The sequence below is a fragment of the Sphingomonas sp. SRI_018 genome, assembly GCF_057586275.1.
Genome location: NZ_JBYCZO010000001.1, coordinates 1330156 through 1347097, shown reverse-complemented (window position 1 = coordinate 1347097; position 16942 = coordinate 1330156). Strand labels below are relative to the sequence as shown.

13 protein-coding genes, 1 tRNA gene and 1 pseudogene are annotated in these 16942 nt (G+C 68.8%); 10 read left to right on the top strand and 5 right to left on the bottom strand.

Going from position 1 to position 16942, the window contains the following annotated elements:
* Positions 1-142: 142 nt before the first annotated feature.
* From AC2YHA_RS06255 to AC2YHA_RS06235, 5 genes are all read right to left on the bottom strand, one after another.
* Entirely contained in the window at positions 143-1474 is a 1332-nt protein-coding gene (locus AC2YHA_RS06255; RefSeq protein WP_487400778.1) for a surface lipoprotein assembly modifier, read from the bottom strand.
* 102 nt (positions 1475-1576) lie between these two features.
* A complete protein-coding gene (gene purC, locus AC2YHA_RS06250; protein ID WP_487400777.1) occupies positions 1577-2356 on the bottom strand; it encodes a phosphoribosylaminoimidazolesuccinocarboxamide synthase in 780 nt (259 codons plus the stop codon).
* A gap of 801 nt (positions 2357-3157) precedes the next feature.
* The gene (locus tag AC2YHA_RS06245) at positions 3158-3589 is read right to left on the bottom strand and encodes a DUF2497 domain-containing protein (protein ID WP_487400776.1); all 432 of its coding nucleotides are present in this window, start codon (positions 3587-3589) and stop codon (positions 3158-3160) included.
* Positions 3590-3623: 34 nt separating this feature from the next.
* On the bottom strand, positions 3624-5135 hold the full coding sequence (locus AC2YHA_RS06240) for a TolC family outer membrane protein (RefSeq protein ID WP_487400775.1): 1512 nt from the start codon (positions 5133-5135) through the stop codon (positions 3624-3626).
* Between the two features lie 2 nt (positions 5136-5137).
* Positions 5138-5800 carry a protein-L-isoaspartate O-methyltransferase family protein gene (locus AC2YHA_RS06235; protein WP_487400774.1) on the bottom strand — a complete coding sequence of 221 codons (663 nt, stop codon included), beginning with the start codon at positions 5798-5800 and terminating at the stop codon, positions 5138-5140.
* A gap of 322 nt (positions 5801-6122) precedes the next feature.
* On the opposite strand from AC2YHA_RS06235, the gene AC2YHA_RS06230 reads away from it, so the two are divergent.
* The 10 genes and pseudogenes from AC2YHA_RS06230 (at position 6123) to hemB (ending at position 16896) form a co-directional block, all read left to right on the top strand.
* Positions 6123-6196 (top strand) — tRNA-Cys (locus AC2YHA_RS06230).
* An 83-nt stretch (positions 6197-6279) separates the two neighbouring features.
* Complete coding sequence (locus tag AC2YHA_RS06225) at positions 6280-6702, top strand: hypothetical protein (RefSeq protein ID WP_487400773.1); 423 nt, start codon at positions 6280-6282, stop codon at positions 6700-6702.
* 29 nt (positions 6703-6731) lie between these two features.
* On the top strand, positions 6732-7007 hold the full coding sequence (locus AC2YHA_RS06220) for a PqqD family protein (RefSeq protein WP_487400772.1): 276 nt from the start codon (positions 6732-6734) through the stop codon (positions 7005-7007).
* Between the two features lie 13 nt (positions 7008-7020).
* A pseudogene (locus AC2YHA_RS06215) lies at positions 7021-8629 on the top strand (phytoene desaturase family protein).
* 50 nt (positions 8630-8679) lie between these two features.
* Positions 8680-8979 (top strand): hypothetical protein, encoded by a 300-nt coding sequence (locus AC2YHA_RS06210; protein ID WP_487400771.1) that lies wholly within the window; start codon positions 8680-8682, stop codon positions 8977-8979.
* 34 nt (positions 8980-9013) lie between these two features.
* On the top strand, positions 9014-10441 hold the full coding sequence (cysS, locus tag AC2YHA_RS06205; RefSeq protein ID WP_487400770.1) for a cysteine--tRNA ligase: 1428 nt from the start codon (positions 9014-9016) through the stop codon (positions 10439-10441).
* A gap of 214 nt (positions 10442-10655) precedes the next feature.
* A complete protein-coding gene (locus AC2YHA_RS06200) occupies positions 10656-11591 on the top strand; it encodes a D-2-hydroxyacid dehydrogenase (RefSeq protein ID WP_487400769.1) in 936 nt (311 codons plus the stop codon).
* A gap of 47 nt (positions 11592-11638) precedes the next feature.
* Positions 11639-14332 carry a valine--tRNA ligase gene (locus AC2YHA_RS06195; RefSeq protein ID WP_487400768.1) on the top strand — a complete coding sequence of 898 codons (2694 nt, stop codon included), beginning with the start codon at positions 11639-11641 and terminating at the stop codon, positions 14330-14332.
* A gap of 116 nt (positions 14333-14448) precedes the next feature.
* Positions 14449-15891, top strand: a complete 1443-nt coding sequence (locus AC2YHA_RS06190; RefSeq protein WP_487400767.1) for an MATE family efflux transporter — start codon at positions 14449-14451, stop codon at positions 15889-15891.
* 18 nt (positions 15892-15909) lie between these two features.
* Positions 15910-16896 (top strand): porphobilinogen synthase, encoded by a 987-nt coding sequence (gene hemB / locus AC2YHA_RS06185; protein WP_487400766.1) that lies wholly within the window; start codon positions 15910-15912, stop codon positions 16894-16896.
* Positions 16897-16942 lie beyond the last annotated feature (46 nt).

Genomic DNA, 16942 nt, shown 5'->3' with positions numbered 1-16942 from the left:
GGAACAGGCCTCAATCGTCATGCCGGACTTGTTCCGGCATCCACTCCTCCGCGAAGACAGGCACCGAGGCTCCGGCTGGAACCGGGAAGCCTGTATTTGCTGCCCGGTGGACCCCGGAACAAGTCCGGGGTGACGATTCCGGTCAGAAATAGCGTGCGAGGGCGAGGCGGAGGCGCAGGCGGTCGCTGGCGAAGAAGGGGAGGGTGGACTCCGTCCGCGAATAGCTGAGCTGCACCGAGGGGGAGAAGCCCATATAGTTGAACTTACGGGCGCCGAGCGACAGACCGCCGCTGAGCCGCCAGTCCTTGCGCGGATCGGGCGAGAAGATCGTCAGCGGCGCGTCGTAGCTCGCGTGCGATACGACGCCGTTCAACACGAAGCTGATCCCGAGCGGCAACGAGCCGCCCAGGCCGAGCGAGCCGCCGAGCTCGGCGTTGGAGTAGATCGGCGTTCGCAGCAGGTCTCGGCGGGCGAACAGGCCGCCGGTGACGACCAGCGACTGCGAGACCGACCGCTCGGCATTGGCATAGAGTCCCAATTGCCAGCCGCTGAAGGCGCGGTCGAACAGCGCCGTTGTGCGCCGTGCGTCGAACTGGATGCCGAGGCGGGTCTTGTCCGCCACCGCAAGCTGGCCACCGAAGCGGGTGCCGATCTGACGGGTGACGCTTCGTCCGCCGTACCAGCGCTGCGCGCCGACGAGCTGGCCGAACAGGCTCGCGCCGTCGGACAGGTTAAGCTGCGGGCCGGCGGCGAGCTGGACGAGGTAGTCGTCGAACTCCGAGCCCCTGTAGTTGCTGCCGCTGCCGTTGAGGTCGACCAGCATCGCCGTCTTGCCCGACACCGGCAGCCGTACGCCGGCATTGAGGCTGGCGACCTGCCCGGTGCCCGAGCGTGCCCTGATCGAGTCGTCGAGCGCGATGGGCAGGGTGATATCGCCGAGCTGGATGGTGATCCGGTCGGCCGAGGTGGCGCCGTTGATGTTGCTGTCGGGCGCGATGCCGAAGTCCATGTCGAGCCGCCACGGCCGCTGCGATCGGATCACCTCGCGCACGCCGCGGATGATGCGGGCGAGGTCGGGCGGCAGATCGTCGTCCTGCTGCGCGATCCTCAGCTGCCGGTCGGCGCTCGCGGTCTTGCCGAGCCCGATCAGCGCGCGGGCCAGCTCGAGCCGGACGCGGGTCTGGCCCGGATTGTCGGCCAGGATCGCCTTGAACAGCTCGGACGCGCGCTTGTAGTCGCCCTGTTCGGCGGCGGCATAGCCGGCGAGGAAGCGGGCCTGGAGCCGCATCTCCGGCGATCGGGAGAGGGCGGCGATCAGCGGTTCGGCATCGGCGAAGCGCTTCGCTTGGACGAGCGCCTCGGCTTGGGCGAGAAGTTGCGGGGAGGCCGGGGCCGTGGCGACCGCCTCCTGCGCCGTCGCAGGAGGCGTGGACAGGATCAACGGCATCGCCGCGATCAAGGCCAGGCAGCGCATGTCCGAACCTCTCCTGTCCTGCCCGTCGGATCGGGCGGAGGATGAGGCGGACGGGGCTAAGCGCCGTTGAAGATTGCCTCCGGAACGGCGCCGAAGCCGGGCTTACTTGCCGCGGCGCTTCCGGTGCGTTTCGAGGTCGAGCACCGCCGAATCGGCGCCTTCGGGCAGCAGGCCCAGCCGGCGCGCGACCTCCTGATAGGCTTCGACCTCCCCGCCGAGGTCGCGGCGGAAGCGGTCCTTGTCGAGCTTCTCGTTGGTGGCCATGTCCCACAGCCGGCAATTGTCCGGGCTGATCTCGTCGGCCAGGATGATGCGACCGTAGTCGTTGTCCCAGATTCGCCCGAATTCGAGCTTGAAGTCGACCAGGCGGATGCCGATCCCTGCGAACAGGCCGGAGAGGAAGTCGTTCACCCGGATCGCCAGGTCGGCGATGTCGTGGAGCTCGTCCTGGCTCGCCCAGCCGAAGCAGAGGATATGCTCGTCGCTGACGATCGGGTCGCCGAGCGCGTCGTCCTTCAGGCAATATTCGATGATCGTGCGGGGGAGCTGGGTGCCTTCCTCGATCCCGAGACGCTTGGACAGCGAGCCGGCGGCAACGTTGCGGACGACCACCTCGATCGGCACGATCTCGACCTGGCGGATCAGCTGCTCGCGCATGTTGAGCCGGCGGATGAAATGTGTCGGCACGCCGATGTTGGCGAGCAGCGTGAAGATATGCTCGGAAATGCGGTTGTTGAGGACGCCCTTGCCGCTGATCGTCCCCTTCTTCTGCGCGTTGAAGGCGGTGGCGTCGTCCTTGAAATACTGGATCAGCGTGCCCGGCTCCGGACCCTCGTACAGGATCTTGGCCTTGCCCTCGTAGATCTGGCGGCGGCGAGCCATCGGCGACGGTCCCCTTGGAAAAAGAGCAGCCCCGGCCGCACGGGACGTGACCCGGGCCGGGGCGGGAAGGGCGCGCCTATACGGTATGGGGCGCCGGCAATCAATCGGGCGCGGACGCCTGAGGCTCGACTTGCCCGTTCCGCCGCATGCGAGGGGCGGTGGCCGACCGGCAGGCGCTGGTCGCAGGGCCTGGGGCAGGCGCCGGAAAACCGTGGAAATCCGTCGAAGGTCACGAAAGTCACGGGTAGAACGACCCCGTTCCGGATGGCGTCTGCGGTATCAGGGCGCCCGGAAATGTTGACTAAATTGACTCGGGCACGTGTGTACGAACCGGTCCGCTCGGAACGCTACACGAAGGCGACAGATAGGCGACGCGGGCGCAACGACGACGCGACACCCATGCGACACCCATGCGACACCGGCGCGACGGTCGCGCGACACTGGCGCGACGCCTACGCGACGGCGACGCGGCATGGATAAGATCGACGGGATCAAAGAGCGGGCCGGCGCATGCGCGGGTCGGACCGGGCGAGCCAAGCAGGCGAAATCCTACATTGCAAGCGGCGGTAACGGGCTGGAGGCTATCCGGCTCGGTCGGCGGGTGGAATGGGTCCGATCGACATTCAGATACCAACCGCGTGGCGTCGTCGTCCAAAAATCCTCCCCTGCAAGGGGAGGGGGAGCATTCGCGTCAGCGAATGGTGGAGGGGTGTCGAGCTATCGAGGCCGGAATACCCCTCCGTCAGCCGCTGCGCGGCTGCCACCTCCCCTTGCAGGGGAGGATCGGAATGTCGATCGGTCCTAGAGGCTTCGCCCCGAAATCCGCGCGATCTCCCGCGCGACCATCGCCTCGACGATCTCGGGCAGGTGGGTGTCGAGCCATTCGCGGAGCATCGGGCGCAGCATCTCGCGCACCAGTCCCTCCAGCGTATCGCTGCCCGCGACGTCGGGCTTCACGATCATGCGCGACAGCGTCTCGAGCGGTCCGCGAGTCGCTTCGGCAACATCGGGAGAGATGATCGGCTCCGGCTTCGCCGGTTCTTCCGTCGCCGGCGGCGTGGTCGCGCGGTCGGAGAGTTCGAGCACCTCCTCGCGCTCGGCGGCCGGCGGGGGAGGCATCGGGCGGACGGGACGGTTCTTGCGCGCGGCGGGCGCGGCCTCGCTCTCCTCGATCACGCGTTTGATCGAAGAGAGGATTTCCTCCATGCTCGGCTCGGCGCCGACGTCCCCCATCAACTGGGCCCTCTAAAACGCGAAAGCGGCGTGATTAATTGGGCGTAACTGCGGGATTCGCGGGGGTGCTGTCAACTCCGCGGCGCAGCGCGGGGTCGTCGAGCTCAGGATTGGAGCCGATCGCAGGCGTCTGCGCCGGCGTTCCGACGGTGCGGGTCGCGATCGGTTGCGGGTCGGGATCGTCGTCCCAATCGTTGATGTTGCCCTTGACGCGATTGTAGTTGGCGACCGGATCGTAGAGCGGACCGCCGTCGAGGCCGAGGTCCTTCGCCTCCGCCTGCCCCATCGCCGCGAGCAGCGCGAAGCCCGCGACATAGGCGTCGCGCCGCGCCGTCACCAGCGTCACCTGCGAGTTGAGCAGCTCCTGCTCCGCGTTGAGGATGTCGAGGATGGTACGGGTGCCGACGCTGTTCTCGGCGCGCACGCCCTCCAGCGACAGCTTGTTGGCCTGGACCGCGATCTCGCTGCTGTGGATCACCTGCTGCGCCGACTGCCAGCTTGCAAAGGCGGAGCGGGTCTGGGCGATGACACCGCGCTCGGTCTCGGTCACCTGCTCGATCGCCTGCGAACGCCGCGCCTGCGCCTGGCGGACCTGCGCCGATGGGCGGCCACCCTGGAACAGCGGCAGGGTCATCGACAGACCTGCGGTGGCACCGACGCCGTTGCCGGGCGTACCGCTCCCGTTGGGGAGGGTGCCGAGATAGTTGTAGTAGGTGCTGCCGACGATCACGTTGACGCGCGGCAGCCGGGCCGTCTTGGCGACACTGACGTCATAGCGCGTGGCGTCGCGGGCCTTCGCCGCGGCGAGCAGCAGCGGGTTGTTGTCGAGCGCGATGCCGACCGCTCCGTCGGGATTGCTCGGCAGGTTCGGCAGCGCCGGCGGCTCCTCCAGCGCATTCGGAGGCGTGCCGACGACGCGGACATAGGTTTCGCGGCTGGCGATGAGCTGCGCCTCGGCCGAGCGCAGCTGGCCCTCCGCCACCGCGAGTCGCGCCTCGGACTGGGCGACGTCGGTGCGGGTGAGGTCGCCCACTTCGAACCGGTCGCGCGTCGCCTGGAGGTTGACCTGCAGCGCGCGGACGTTCTGCTGGTTGAGCGCGACGATCGCCTCATCGCGGATCACGTCCATGTAGGAGGCGACCACGTTGGTGAAGAGATCCGCCTCTGTCCCGCGCAGGCTGGCGCGGCCGGCCTCCACACGCGTGCGGGCCGCATTCACCGAGTTGCGCACCGCGCCGAAGCTCAGGACCGGATAGCTGACGCTCGCGCTGGCGTTGAGCGCCCGCTCCGGCGCCAGGAAATTGTTCTGCGCGTTCTTCATCGTCTCGGTGAAGTCCGCCTGCGTCTGCAGCGAGGGCAGGCCGTCCGCCCGGGCGATCGGCACATTCTCGTCCTGCGCGCGCAGGTCTGCCCGCGCCGCGCTGAGCGTCGGGTTGGTGTTGTAGGCGCGCACCAGCGCCTCGCGCAGCGTGTCCGCGGACGCGGGCGTCGCGAGCAGGGCCGAGATCGCCGCCCCCCCGGCGGCCGTCAGAAGAATGCGTCGCATCGTCATCCCGGAAATTGGAACCCGCGCGGCCGGGCGAAGCCGGGCAGCAGTGCGCAATCGATGTCGGCGAAATCGGCCAGGCCATGGCCCCCTTCGGTACGAACCCCTGAGGCGAGGCGCGTCACCCCGCGGTCGACGATGCCCGTGCCGATCCGGCCGCCCGGCCGGAGCTGGTCCACCAGACTCGCCGGCAGCACCTCGACCGCGCCGTCGATCAGCAGCACGTCATAGGGCGCGCCCTCGGGGTGACCGGCGGCGAGATCGCCCTCGACGACGGTGACGTTGCCGGTCCCCGCCAGCGCCTCGCGTGCCATTCCGGCGAGCTGCGAATCGCTCTCGACCGCGACCACCTCCCGCGCCAGCCGCGCCAGCACGGCGGCGGTATAGCCGGCGGTCGCGCCGATCAGCAGCACCTTGTCCCCGGCACCGATCCCGACCTCGGTCAGCAGCCGTGCGGTGGCGAGCGGCGGGTTCTGCTTGCGCCCGCCCGGCAGCGGCAGCGGCGTGTCGCGATAGGCGAGCGCGTCGTGGCCCGGCACGAACGCCTCGCGCGGGACGGCCGCCATCGCCTCGACGACACGCGCATCGCTGACGCCGCTCGTCCTGAGCTGGCTGGCGACCATGGCGTGACGGGCGGCGTCGGTGTCGGGGAAGGTCGTGGTCATCATCGTCCTCGATGTCGCACAACTGTTTTAGTCATGCAATACAGTTGTTGTCGCGAGGCTGCATATCCTGCTCGCGGAGCCCAGCCAAGCCGGTGTAAGAACTTCCTGCCCGCCTGTGGTTTCGGCGCTAGAGTTGGTTTCAGCGGAGCTGAAACGGTTACGGCACCGGCCCGCTCCCCCACCCGGCCACCCATAAGATACTGCCGTTGGGTGGCCGGGTGGGGGAGCGGGCCGGTGCCGATCCAGCGAAGCTGAAAACGACTCTATCCGGTTGACACGCCGCCCCGGGCGCGGGCATTGGCGCCGACCACCACCTGATCGGGGCCCGATGGCGGAGTGGTGACGCAGCGGACTGCAAATCCGTGCACGCCGGTTCGATTCCGGCTCGGGCCTCCATTCTCGATCGAAACGACTCCGCCGCGGGCACGGTTTGTCGCCCCGGGCTGGCTTTCTGCGCCCGAGGCGGGCAGGGGAGCGGCATGGAACTGGTAAACGCCTACGCTCGGATCATCGCGCATATCACCGAACTCTGCGGCGGCAGCGACAAGTTCGCGCATACCTATATCGGGCTGGCGATCTGGCTCGCCACTTTGATCGTCATGCGCCGGCCGCTGACGGACTGGCGTGCGCTGATCCCGCTGATGCTGCTGGAAGGCGCCAACGAGGTCATGGATCGGCTCGCCGTCGGATCCTGGATGGTGCCCGAGACGCTGAAGGACATCGCCGCCACGCTGTTCTGGCCGGTGACGATCATCCTGCTCGTGCGGATCGGCGCGGTGCGGCTGGCGGCCCAAGAGGGGGCGGCCGCCGGGGATGCGGCGACGGAAAGATCGAACTCGGATGCAACTCCCGCCTTTGCCCGGACGCAACGGATTGACCGGCCACGCGCCGCCGCGAGATGATCCGGCCCGCAACAGGCGAGGAGCGGGTCATGGACGAGATGATCGCGGCACGGCGCGAGGGGCTGATCGAGGCGGAGGTCGACGGCGAGCTGCTCGGGCTGCATGTCGAGCGGGGCTATTGCTACGGCTTCAATCCCACCGCGACGCGCATCTGGGCGCTGATCGAGACGCCACAGAGCGTCACCCGGCTGTGCGAGACGTTGAGCGAGGAATTCGAGGTGGCGCCCGAAGCCGCACGCCCCGAGGTGGTGGCGCTGCTGGAGGAGCTGAAGCGCGAAGGGCTGGTCGAACTGACGCCGGCATGAGCCGGGACTGCCGATGACGCAGCGCTACAACGCGGTTGTCATCGGCGGCGGGCACAATGGGCTGGTCTGCGCCTTCTACCTCGCTCGCGCAGGACTGAAGGTCTGCGTGCTGGAGGCGCGCTCCGTCGTCGGCGGCGCGGCGGTGACCGAGGAGTTCGCCCCGGGCTTTCGCAATTCGACCGCGAGCTACACCGTCAGCCTGCTCCAGCCCAAGGTGATCCGCGATATGCGGCTCCGCGAGCATGGCTATCGGGTCGTGCTGCGCCCGCTCGCCAATTTCCTGCCGCTGCCCGACGGGCGGTCGCTGGCAATGGGCGGCGGCATGGCGGCGACTCGGGCGGAAGTGACGAAATTCTCGGCCGCCGACGCCGAGGCGCTGCCGGCCTATCACGCCACGCTCGACCGGATCGCCGATGTGCTGCGCGACCTGGCGCTGCGCATCCCGCCCAACGCCGGCGAAGGACTCGCGACGCTGCTCGACGCGGCGCGGCAGGGGCGGCGATTGGGGCGACTCGACGTCGAAGGACAACGCGATCTTCTCGAACTCTTCACCCGCAGCGCGCGAGTTCCTCGACCGCTGGTTCGAGAGCGATCCGGTGAAGGCGGTGTTCGGCTTCGATTCGGTGGTCGGCAACCATGCCGGGCCGAGCACGCCGGGATCGGCCTATGTGCTGCTCCACCATGTCTTCGGCGAGGTGAACGGGGAGAAGGGCGCCTGGGGCCATGCGATCGGCGGCATGGGCGCGATCACCCAGGCGATGGCGGCGGCGTGCCGCGATGCGGGCGTGACGATCCGTACCGAGGCGCCGGTCGCGCGCGTGGTGACGGAACGAGGCAGGGCGACCGGCGTGCAGCTCGCGAGCGGCGAACTGATCGCGGCGCCGATCGTGGTCGCCAATATCGGGCCGAAGCCTCTCTATGAGACGCTCATCGATCCCGTCGACCTGCCCGCCGACTTCCGCACCCGTATCGCTGCCTATCAGGTGGGCTCGGGCAGCTTCCGCATGAATGTCGCGCTGTCCGAACTGCCGCGCTTCACTGCCTGGCCGGAGCCGGGGCCGCATCTCAGCGCCGGCATCATCCTCGCGCCGTCGCTCGCCTATATGGATGTCGCTTTCGAGGAGGCGCGGAAGCGGGGATGGACGCGCCGTCCGGTGGTGGAGATGCTGATCCCCTCGACGCTCGACGACAGCCTGGCGCCGCCCGGCGCGCATGTCGCGAGCCTGTTCTGCCAGGGCTTCTCGCCGACGCTTCCGGACGGCCGGAGCTGGGACGACGAGCGCGAGGCGGCCGCCGATGCGATCCTCGATGTGATCGAAAGCTACGCGCCCGGCTTCAAGGCATCGGTGATCGCCCGCCAGCTCCATTCGCCGCTCGATCTGGAGCGCAAGTTCGGGCTCGCCGGCGGCGACATCTTCCACGGCCGCATGTCGCTCGACCAGCTCTGGGCGGCGCGGCCGGTGCTGGGGCACGGCAGCTATCGCGCGCCGATCCCCGGCCTGTGGATGTGCGGCGCGGGCACGCATCCCGGCGGCGGCGTCACCGGCGCGCCCGGACACAATGCCGCGCACGCGATCCTGCGCGATCGCTCGTTGCTCGGCCGCTGGCGCCGTCGCAGCTGAGCCGGAACGGCGGGCCCGCCGGCGCGTTCGGCGGCGGGAGGAGAGAGAGGATGACCGACATCGCCGAGACGCCGCCCGCCATACGCATCGCCCGCGTGATCGCCGCCGCGGCGCTCAGCCCCAATGCCGAGGGACCGCAGGGCTCCGAACGGCCGGTATCCGACGCGGTGGACGACGCCTGGCGGCTGGAAGTCGACCGCGCCCGGGCGATCCTGCGCACCCTACGCGAGCCGACCCGCACGATGGTCGCGGCCGGCAACGCCGCGCGCGGTGACGCCGCCGAGGTGTGGAGCGCGATGGTCCGCGCCGCGATCGAGGAGGAGGAAAGCGCCGAGGGAATCGCGCTCTAGCCTCGGCGGGCGGAGCCGCGCTAAGGCGCCGGTCATGTCCGGCACACCGCTCAGGCTCTACAACAGCCTCACCCGCTCGCTCGAAGAGTTCCGCCCGATCCACCCCGGCGAGGCGCGCGTCTATTCATGCGGGCCGACGGTCTACAACTACCAGCATATCGGCAACATGCGGGCGTACATCTTCGCCGATACGCTCGGCCGCACGCTGCGCTGGAAGGGCTATGACCTCCGCCATGTCATCAACATCACCGATGTCGGCCACCTGACCTCCGACGCCGATGCCGGCGAGGACAAGATGGAGAAGGCGGCCGCCGCGCAGGCCAAGTCGATCTGGGAGGTCGCCGCGCATTATACCGAGGCGTTCAAGCGCGACGTCGCCCGGCTCAACATCACCCCGCCGATGCTGTGGTCGGTCGCGACCGATCACATTCCGGAGATGATCGACTTCGCACAGAAGATCGAAAAGAGCTGCTATCAGCTTGAATCCGGTCTCTATTTCGACGTCAGCACCGTGCCGAACTACGGCAGCCTCGCGCGCGCCGGCACCGACGAGGGCGAAAGCCGCATCGATCCGGTCGAAGGCAAGCGCCACCCGCAGGACTTCGCGATCTGGCGCACCTCGGCGCCGGACGAGCATCGGCAGATGGAATGGGATTCGCCCTGGGGACGGGGCGCGCCGGGCTGGCATCTCGAATGCTCGGTGATGAGCCTCAAGCATCTCGGGCATCCGTTCGATATCCATACCGGCGGGATCGATCATCGCGAAATCCACCATCCCAATGAGATTGCGCAGAACCAGGCTCATTGCGCGTGCCCGAATCCAGGCGCAAATATCTGGATGCACAATAATTTCCTCGTGGATCGCGGCGGCAAGATGTCGAAGTCCGCGGGTGGCTTCCTCACGCTGCAGACCCTGGTCGACGCGGGCGTGCATCCGCTCGCCTATCGCCTGATGTGCCTCCAGGCGCATTACCGCAGCGAGCTGGAGTTCACCTGGGACAATCTGTCCGCGGCGCTGACGCGGCTGAAGCGGCTGGTGCAGGGGATCGAGAAGCTGGCAGCGCGGTTCGACGCCGAGCCGCGCGGATCGCTGGACGTCGCCGAGGTGCGCGAGGTCGAGGAAGCGATGAGCGACGATCTCAACACCGCGCGCGCGCTGGTGCTGCTGGAGAGCGTGGTGGCAGGGAAGGGCCATGCTGGCGATCGTTTCACCGCCGTGCGCAAGATCGATCGCGTGCTTGGGCTCAGGCTCGCCACCCTCCACCGCACCGAGCTGCGCGTGCGTCCGGCCGATGCCGTGATCGACGAGGCGACGATCGAGGCCCGGCTCGCCGAGCGCAAGGAAGCGCGCGCTGCCAAGGACTTCGCTCGATCTGATGCGATTCGGGATGAACTAGCGGCGGCGGGCGTCGAGGTGATGGATGGCGACCCGCTGGGGTGGGATTGGAAGCTCGCCCTCTAAGCTCCTCCCCGGCACGGGGAGGGGGACCGCCGCCGAAGGCGGTGGTGGAGGGGGCTCACCGCTAACGAGTCGCCCGCCGCACTCCCCCTCCACCAGCCTGCGGCCACGGCTTGCTCCGCAAGCCGGCTCCGCGGCTGCGACCTGCCCCCGGCAGGTCGCTGATCGCCGCTACGCCCCCCTCCCCGTGCCGGGGAGGATTTGGTAGGCCGTCTCTATGAAAGCCGTCCTCCCCGCGCTCGCCCGCCCGCTGCTGGAACCGCGCCTGCCGGGCGGCCTCGATGTCGCCTGGTTCGCCTCCCGCGAAGACGCGCGGGAGATGATCGTCGACGCCGATATCGCCTGGGTCGACATGCAGCGCTCAGCCGATACCGCAGAGGCGGTTGTGGCCGGCGGCCGGCTCAAGTGGGTCAACACCATCTACGCCGGCGTCGACCCGTTCGATCTCGCCAGGCTGAAGGCCAACGGCACGATCCTCACCAACGGCGTCGGCATCAACGCGATCGCGGTCGCCGAATATGCGGTGATGGGCGTGCTCGCTGCCGCCAAGCGTTTCGACGAGGTGGTGCGCATGGCCGACCGCCGCGAGTGGTCGACCGACGCGCCGGGCAAGATCGAGCTCGACGGGACCGCAGCGCTGATCGTCGGCTACGGCACGATCGGCCGGCTGATCGGCGAGCGGCTCGCGGCGTTCGGGGTCACGGTCACCGGCGTCACCCGCTCGGGCCACGACGGCACGCTCGCCCCCGGCCAGTGGAAACCGCGCCTCGGCGAGTTCGACTGGGTGATCCTCGCCGCGCCTTCGACCGGAGAGACCCACGCGCTGCTCGGCGCCGACGAGCTCCGTACGATGAAGCCGTCGGCCTGGCTCATCAACGTCGCCCGCGGCGACATGGTCGATCAGGATGCGCTGACCGAGGCGCTGGAGAAGCGCCGCATCGCCGGCGCCTTCCTCGACACCGTCACGCCGGAGCCGTTGCCGTCCGACCATCCGCTCTGGTCCGCGCCCAACGCGATCCTGACCATGCATCTGTCCGGCCGCAGCCAGACGAAGATGTTCCTCCGCGCCGCCGAGCTGTTCCTCGACAATCTCTCCGCCTTCCTCGACGGACGGCCGATGCGCAACGTCGTCGATCTCGACCGCGGCTATTGAGCGCCGCCCCGGTTGTATCGCCGCACGGGGCGGCTATGGACGGCCGCATGACCGACCTGCCGAAGACCTTCGACCCCGCCGAGATCGAATCGCGCTGGTACCAGCATTGGGAGGAGAACGGGCTGTTCCGCCCCGACCGTCCCGGCGCCGAGCCCTGGACGATCGTCAACCCGCCGCCCAACGTCACCGGCAGCCTCCATATCGGCCACGCGCTCGACAACACGCTGCAGGACATCCTCGTCCGTCACGCCCGCCTCACCGGCAAGGACGCGCTATGGGTGGTCGGCACCGATCATGCCGGCATCGCCACCCAGATGGTGGTCGAGCGGCAGATGGCGCTCCATCAGCAGAAGCGCACCGACTTCACCCGCGAGGAGTTCGTCGCCAAGGTCTGGGAGTGGAAGGCGGAGAGCGGCGGCGAGATCACCCGCCAGCTCCGCCGGCTCGGCTGCTCGATGGATTGGGCGAACGAGCGCTTCACCATGGACGAGGGCTTCTCCAAGGCGGTCCTCAAGGTGTTCGTCGACCTCTACCGGCAGGGCCTGCTCTACCGCGACAAGCGGCTGGTGAACTGGGACCCCGGCCTCGGCACCGCGATCAGCGATCTCGAGGTCGAGACGCGCGAGGTCAACGGCAAGTTCTGGCACCTCAGATATCCGCTGGAGGACGGCAGCGGCTTCATCTCGGTCGCGACCACGCGGCCGGAGACGATGCTCGCCGACATGGCGGTGGCGGTGAACCCCGAGGACGAGCGCTACAAGGCGCTGGTGGGCAGGAAGGTGCGCCTGCCGATCACCGGCCGCCTGATCCCGATCGTCGCCGACGAGCACGCCGACCCGGAGCTCGGCTCGGGCGCGGTCAAGATCACGCCAGGACACGACTTCAACGACTTCGAGGTCGGCAAGCGAGCCGGCATCGAGCCGCGCGACATGCTCAACATGCTCGATGCCAAGGGTCAGGTCGCCCAGACCGCCGACGGGCTGATCCCCGCCGACCTGGTCGGCCTCGACCGCTTCGAGGCGCGCGACCGCATCGTCAAGCTGCTGGAGGGCGAGGGGGCACTGGAGCGGGTCGAGGACCGCGTGATCCAGACGCCCTACGGCGACCGCTCGGGCGTGGTGATCGAGCCGTGGCTGACCGACCAATGGTATGTCGACGCCGCGACGCTCGCCAAGCCCGCAATCGCGGCGGTGCGATCGGGCGCGATCGAGATCGTACCGAAGAGCTGGGAGAAGACCTTCTTCAACTGGATGGAGAACATCCAGCCCTGGTGCGTGTCGCGCCAGCTGTGGTGGGGGCACCGGATTCCGGCGTGGTTCGCCGAGGACGGCACGGTGTTCGTCGCCGAGACCGAGGAGGAGGCTCAGGCCGAGGCGGGCGAGGGCGTGGCGCTCCAGCGCGATCCGGACGTGCTCGACACTTGGTTCTCGTCGGCGTTGTGGCCGTTTGCGACGATGGGCTGGCCGGAGGATGCGGACCCGAAGCTTCATGGCCGCTATCCCAACGACGTCCTCATTTCCGGCTTCGACATCCTGTTCTTCTGGGATGCGCGGATGATGATGCAGGGGCTGCACTTCATGGGCGACGTGCCGTTCTGCAAGCTCTACCTGCATGGCCTGGTCCGCGCCGCCGACGGCGCCAAGATGTCCAAGTCCAAGGGCAACACCGTCGATCCGCTCGGCCTGATCGACCGGTACGGCGCCGACGCGCTGCGCTTCTTCATGGCGGCGATGGAGAGCCAGGGCCGCGACATCAAGATGGATGAGAAGCGGGTCGAGGGGTATCGCAACTTCGCGACCAAGCTGTGGAACGCCGCGCGCTTCTGTCAGGCCAACGGCATCGGCGCCTCGCAGCATCTGGAGCCGCCCGCGGCGAGCCTTGCCGTCAACCGCTGGATCGTGGGCGAGACGGTCCGGACGGTGCAGGCGGTCGACCTCGCGCTCGCGGATCTGCGCTTCGACGGCGCGGCGGATGCGATTTACCATTTCGTGTGGAGCCGCTTCTGCGACTGGTATCTCGAGCTGATCAAGCCGGTGCTGCAGGGCGGCGAGCCGGGCAGCTTCTCCGGCGACGAGATGCGCGAGGTGCTCGGCGCCCAGGGCCCGGCGGCGGAGACGCGCGCGGTCGCCGGCTGGGTGCTCGACCAGATCCTGGTGCTGCTCCACCCGTTCATGCCCTTCATCACCGAGGAGCTGTGGTCCAAGATGGGCGAACGCAGCTATGAACTGATCGTCGCCAAATGGCCGATGGCGGATGCCCGTGCGCTCGATCCGGAAGCGGGCCGGGAGATCGACTGGCTAATCCGGCTGGTGAGCGAGATCCGCGCCGCCCGCACCGAGCTGAACGTGCCGCCGGGCGCGCGCCTGCCGCTGTACGTCCGAGACGCCGCTCCGGCAACGCAGGCGCGCCTCGCTAATCAGACGGCCGCGATCGCTCGCCTCGCGCGGGTCGATCAGATGGATGGCGAGGTGCCGGCCGGTGGCGCGCTCCAGATCGTGGTGGATGAAGCGACTTTCGTGATCCCGCTGGAAGGCGTCATCGACCTCGACGCCGAGCGCGCGCGCCTCGCCAAGGCGATCGCGGCGGCGGAGAAGGAGCGCGACGGCCTGGCCGGGCGCCTCGGCAACCCGAGCTTCGTCGAGCGCGCCAAGCCCGAGGCGGTGGAGAAGGCTCGTGCCGACCATGCCGAGAAGGCGGCCGAGGCCGAGCGCCTGACCGCTGCGCTGGCACGCCTCGGGTGAAACTCCGCCCCAACCGTCACCCCGGCCTTGTGCCGGGGTCCACCTATCCGCGAGCGCAGACCTTGCGGCTCCGTGGATGCCGGAACAAGTCCGGCATGACGGGTAGGGGGTAAGCCATGGCGCGCCCCACCCACGACCTCACCCAAGGCCCGATCGGCCGCACATTGCTCATGTTCGCGCTGCCGACGCTCGGCTCGAACATCCTCCAGTCGCTCAACGGCTCGATCAACTCGATCTGGGTCGGGCGTTTCCTGGGCGAGGGGGCGCTGGCGGCGACGTCCAACGCCAACATCATCATGTTCCTGACGTTCGGCGCCGTGTTCGGCTTCGGCATGGCCGCGACCATCCTGATCGGCCAGTCGATCGGACGCCGCGACGTCGAGGCGGCGCGGCGGGCGTTCGGGTCGGCGGTAGGGATGGTGGTCGGCGGCGCGATCCTGATCTCCGCGCTCGGCTGGATCTTCGCGCCGGAGATCCTCCACCTGCTCGCCACGCCCGGCGAGGCGCAGGCGCTGGCGCGCGACTATCTGCGCGTGATCTTCCTCGGCCTGCCGCTGTCGATGCTCGGCGTGCTGATCCAGATGAGCCTGCGCGGCACCGGCGATGCGATCACGCCTTTGTGGTTCATGGTGCTGAGCGTGATCATCGACAGCTCGATGAACCCGGTGCTGATCCGCGGCCTCGGCCCCTTTCCGGAGATGGGCATCGCCGGATCGGCGACGGCGACGCTGCTGGCGAACGCCGTCTCCGCGCTCGGCCTGATCGCCTACGTCTACGCGCGCGACCTGCCGATCCGCCTGCGCGGGCACGAGCTGCGCTACCTGATCCCCGAACGTGCGCTGGTCCGCACCATCGTCGCCAAGGGGTTGCCGATCGGCGCGCAGATGCTGGTGATGTCGACCGCCGGTCTCACTATGGTCGGCCTGGTCAACCGGCTCGGCGTCGACACCGCGGCTGCCTATGCCGTCTCGCAGCAGCTGTGGACCTATATCCAGATGCCGGCGATGGCGATCGGCGCGGCGGTGAGCGCGATGGCAGCGCAGAACATCGGCGCCGGCCGCTGGGATCGGGTGGGGGAGATCACCCGCTCCGGCATCGTCATGAATACGGTCATCACGCTGGCGGTGATCGTCCTGATCATCCTGTTCGACCGGCCGGTGATGGCGCTGTTCGTCGGCGGCGACAGCCCGGCGATCCCGATCGCACGCCACATCCAGCTGATCGCGAGCTGGACCTTCGTCCTGTTCGGCGCGACCATGGTGTTGTTCTCGACCGTCCGCGCCAATGGCGCGACGATCCCTCCGCTCATCATCCTGTTCGTCGCGCTCTATCCGGTGCGGATCGGCATCGCGCTGGGCGCCAAGCCGCTGATCGGCACGGATGCCCTTTGGTGGGCCTTCCCGATCGGCTCGGCGGTGTCGCTGGCGCTGGCGATCGCCTATTACCGCTACGGCAAGTGGCGCACGCAGCTGCTGGTGGTGCCGCCCGACCCCGAGGAAACGGCGGAGCACGCCCACGCCGCCACCGAACCCGCCGGACGATTGCAACCGACCGGCTGAAGGCTCATGTGGAACGCCATGTCCGTCTACCCCGCTCTCCGCCTTCGCCGTACCCGCGCCTCCGCCTGGAGCCGCCGTCTCCATGCCGAGACGGTGCTGACTCCCGCCGACCTCATCTGGCCGCTGTTCGTCACCGAAGGCGCCGACGAGGAGCCGATCGCCAGCCTGCCCGGCGTCTCGCGCTGGTCGGTCGCCAGGCTGGTCGAGCGGGCGAAGGAGGCGCGCGACCTCGGCATCCCATGCCTCGCGCTGTTCCCCAACACGCCCGCGCATCTGAGGACCGACAAGGGCGAGGAGGCATTCAACCCCGACAACCTGATGTGCCGCGCGATCCGTGCGCTCAAGGACGCGGTGCCGGAGGTCGGCGTGCTGACCGACGTCGCGCTCGATCCCTACACCAGCCACGGCCACGATGGCCTGCTCGACGATGCCGGCTACGTCCTCAACGACGCCACCGCCGAGGTGCTGGTCCGCCAGGCACTGGTCCAGGCGGAGGCGGGCGCCGACATCATCGCGCCGTCGGACATGATGGACGGCCGTGTCGGCCTGATCCGCCAGGCGCTGGAGGGCGGGGGCCACGTCAACGTCCAGATCATGTCCTACGCCGCCAAATACGCCAGCGGCTTCTACGGCCCGTTCCGCGACGCGGTCGGCTCGCGCGGGCTCTTGAAGGGCGACAAGAAGACCTACCAGATGGACCCGGCCAATGCCGAGGAGGCGATCCGCGAGGTCGCGCTCGACCTCGACGAGGGCGCCGACAGCGTGATGGTGAAGCCGGGCCTACCCTATCTCGACATCATCGTGCGGGTGAAGGCGGAGTTCGGCGTGCCGGTGTTCGCCTATCAGGTCTCGGGCGAATACGCGATGATCGAGGCCGCGGTCGCCGCTGGCGCAGGGGAGCGCGACGCGCTGGTACTGGAGACGCTGATGGCGTTCAAGCGCGCCGGCTGCTCGGGCGTGCTCACCTATCATGCGCCGCATGTAGCGCGGCTGCTCAATGATTGAGCTGCATTTCATCTGTTCCCCGGCGAAGGCCGGGGCCCAGGATCGA

Bases quoted from the DNA above. Each gene is read 5' to 3' on its own strand.
- AC2YHA_RS06255 (WP_487400778.1), bottom strand. From the start codon at position 1,474: ATGCGCTGCCTGGCCTTGATCGCGGCGATGCCGTTGATCCTGTCCACG.
- purC (WP_487400777.1), bottom strand. From the start codon at position 2,356: ATGGCTCGCCGCCGCCAGATCTACGAGGGCAAGGCCAAGATCCTGTAC.
- AC2YHA_RS06245 (WP_487400776.1), bottom strand. From the start codon at position 3,589: ATGGGGGACGTCGGCGCCGAGCCGAGCATGGAGGAAATCCTCTCTTCG.
- AC2YHA_RS06240 (WP_487400775.1), bottom strand. From the start codon at position 5,135: ATGCGACGCATTCTTCTGACGGCCGCCGGGGGGGCGGCGATCTCGGCC.
- AC2YHA_RS06235 (WP_487400774.1), bottom strand. From the start codon at position 5,800: ATGACCACGACCTTCCCCGACACCGACGCCGCCCGTCACGCCATGGTC.
- AC2YHA_RS06225 (WP_487400773.1), top strand. From the start codon at position 6,280: ATGGAACTGGTAAACGCCTACGCTCGGATCATCGCGCATATCACCGAA.
- AC2YHA_RS06220 (WP_487400772.1), top strand. From the start codon at position 6,732: ATGGACGAGATGATCGCGGCACGGCGCGAGGGGCTGATCGAGGCGGAG.
- AC2YHA_RS06210 (WP_487400771.1), top strand. From the start codon at position 8,680: ATGACCGACATCGCCGAGACGCCGCCCGCCATACGCATCGCCCGCGTG.
- cysS (WP_487400770.1), top strand. From the start codon at position 9,014: ATGTCCGGCACACCGCTCAGGCTCTACAACAGCCTCACCCGCTCGCTC.
- AC2YHA_RS06200 (WP_487400769.1), top strand. From the start codon at position 10,656: ATGAAAGCCGTCCTCCCCGCGCTCGCCCGCCCGCTGCTGGAACCGCGC.
- AC2YHA_RS06195 (WP_487400768.1), top strand. From the start codon at position 11,639: ATGACCGACCTGCCGAAGACCTTCGACCCCGCCGAGATCGAATCGCGC.
- AC2YHA_RS06190 (WP_487400767.1), top strand. From the start codon at position 14,449: ATGGCGCGCCCCACCCACGACCTCACCCAAGGCCCGATCGGCCGCACA.
- hemB (WP_487400766.1), top strand. From the start codon at position 15,910: ATGTCCGTCTACCCCGCTCTCCGCCTTCGCCGTACCCGCGCCTCCGCC.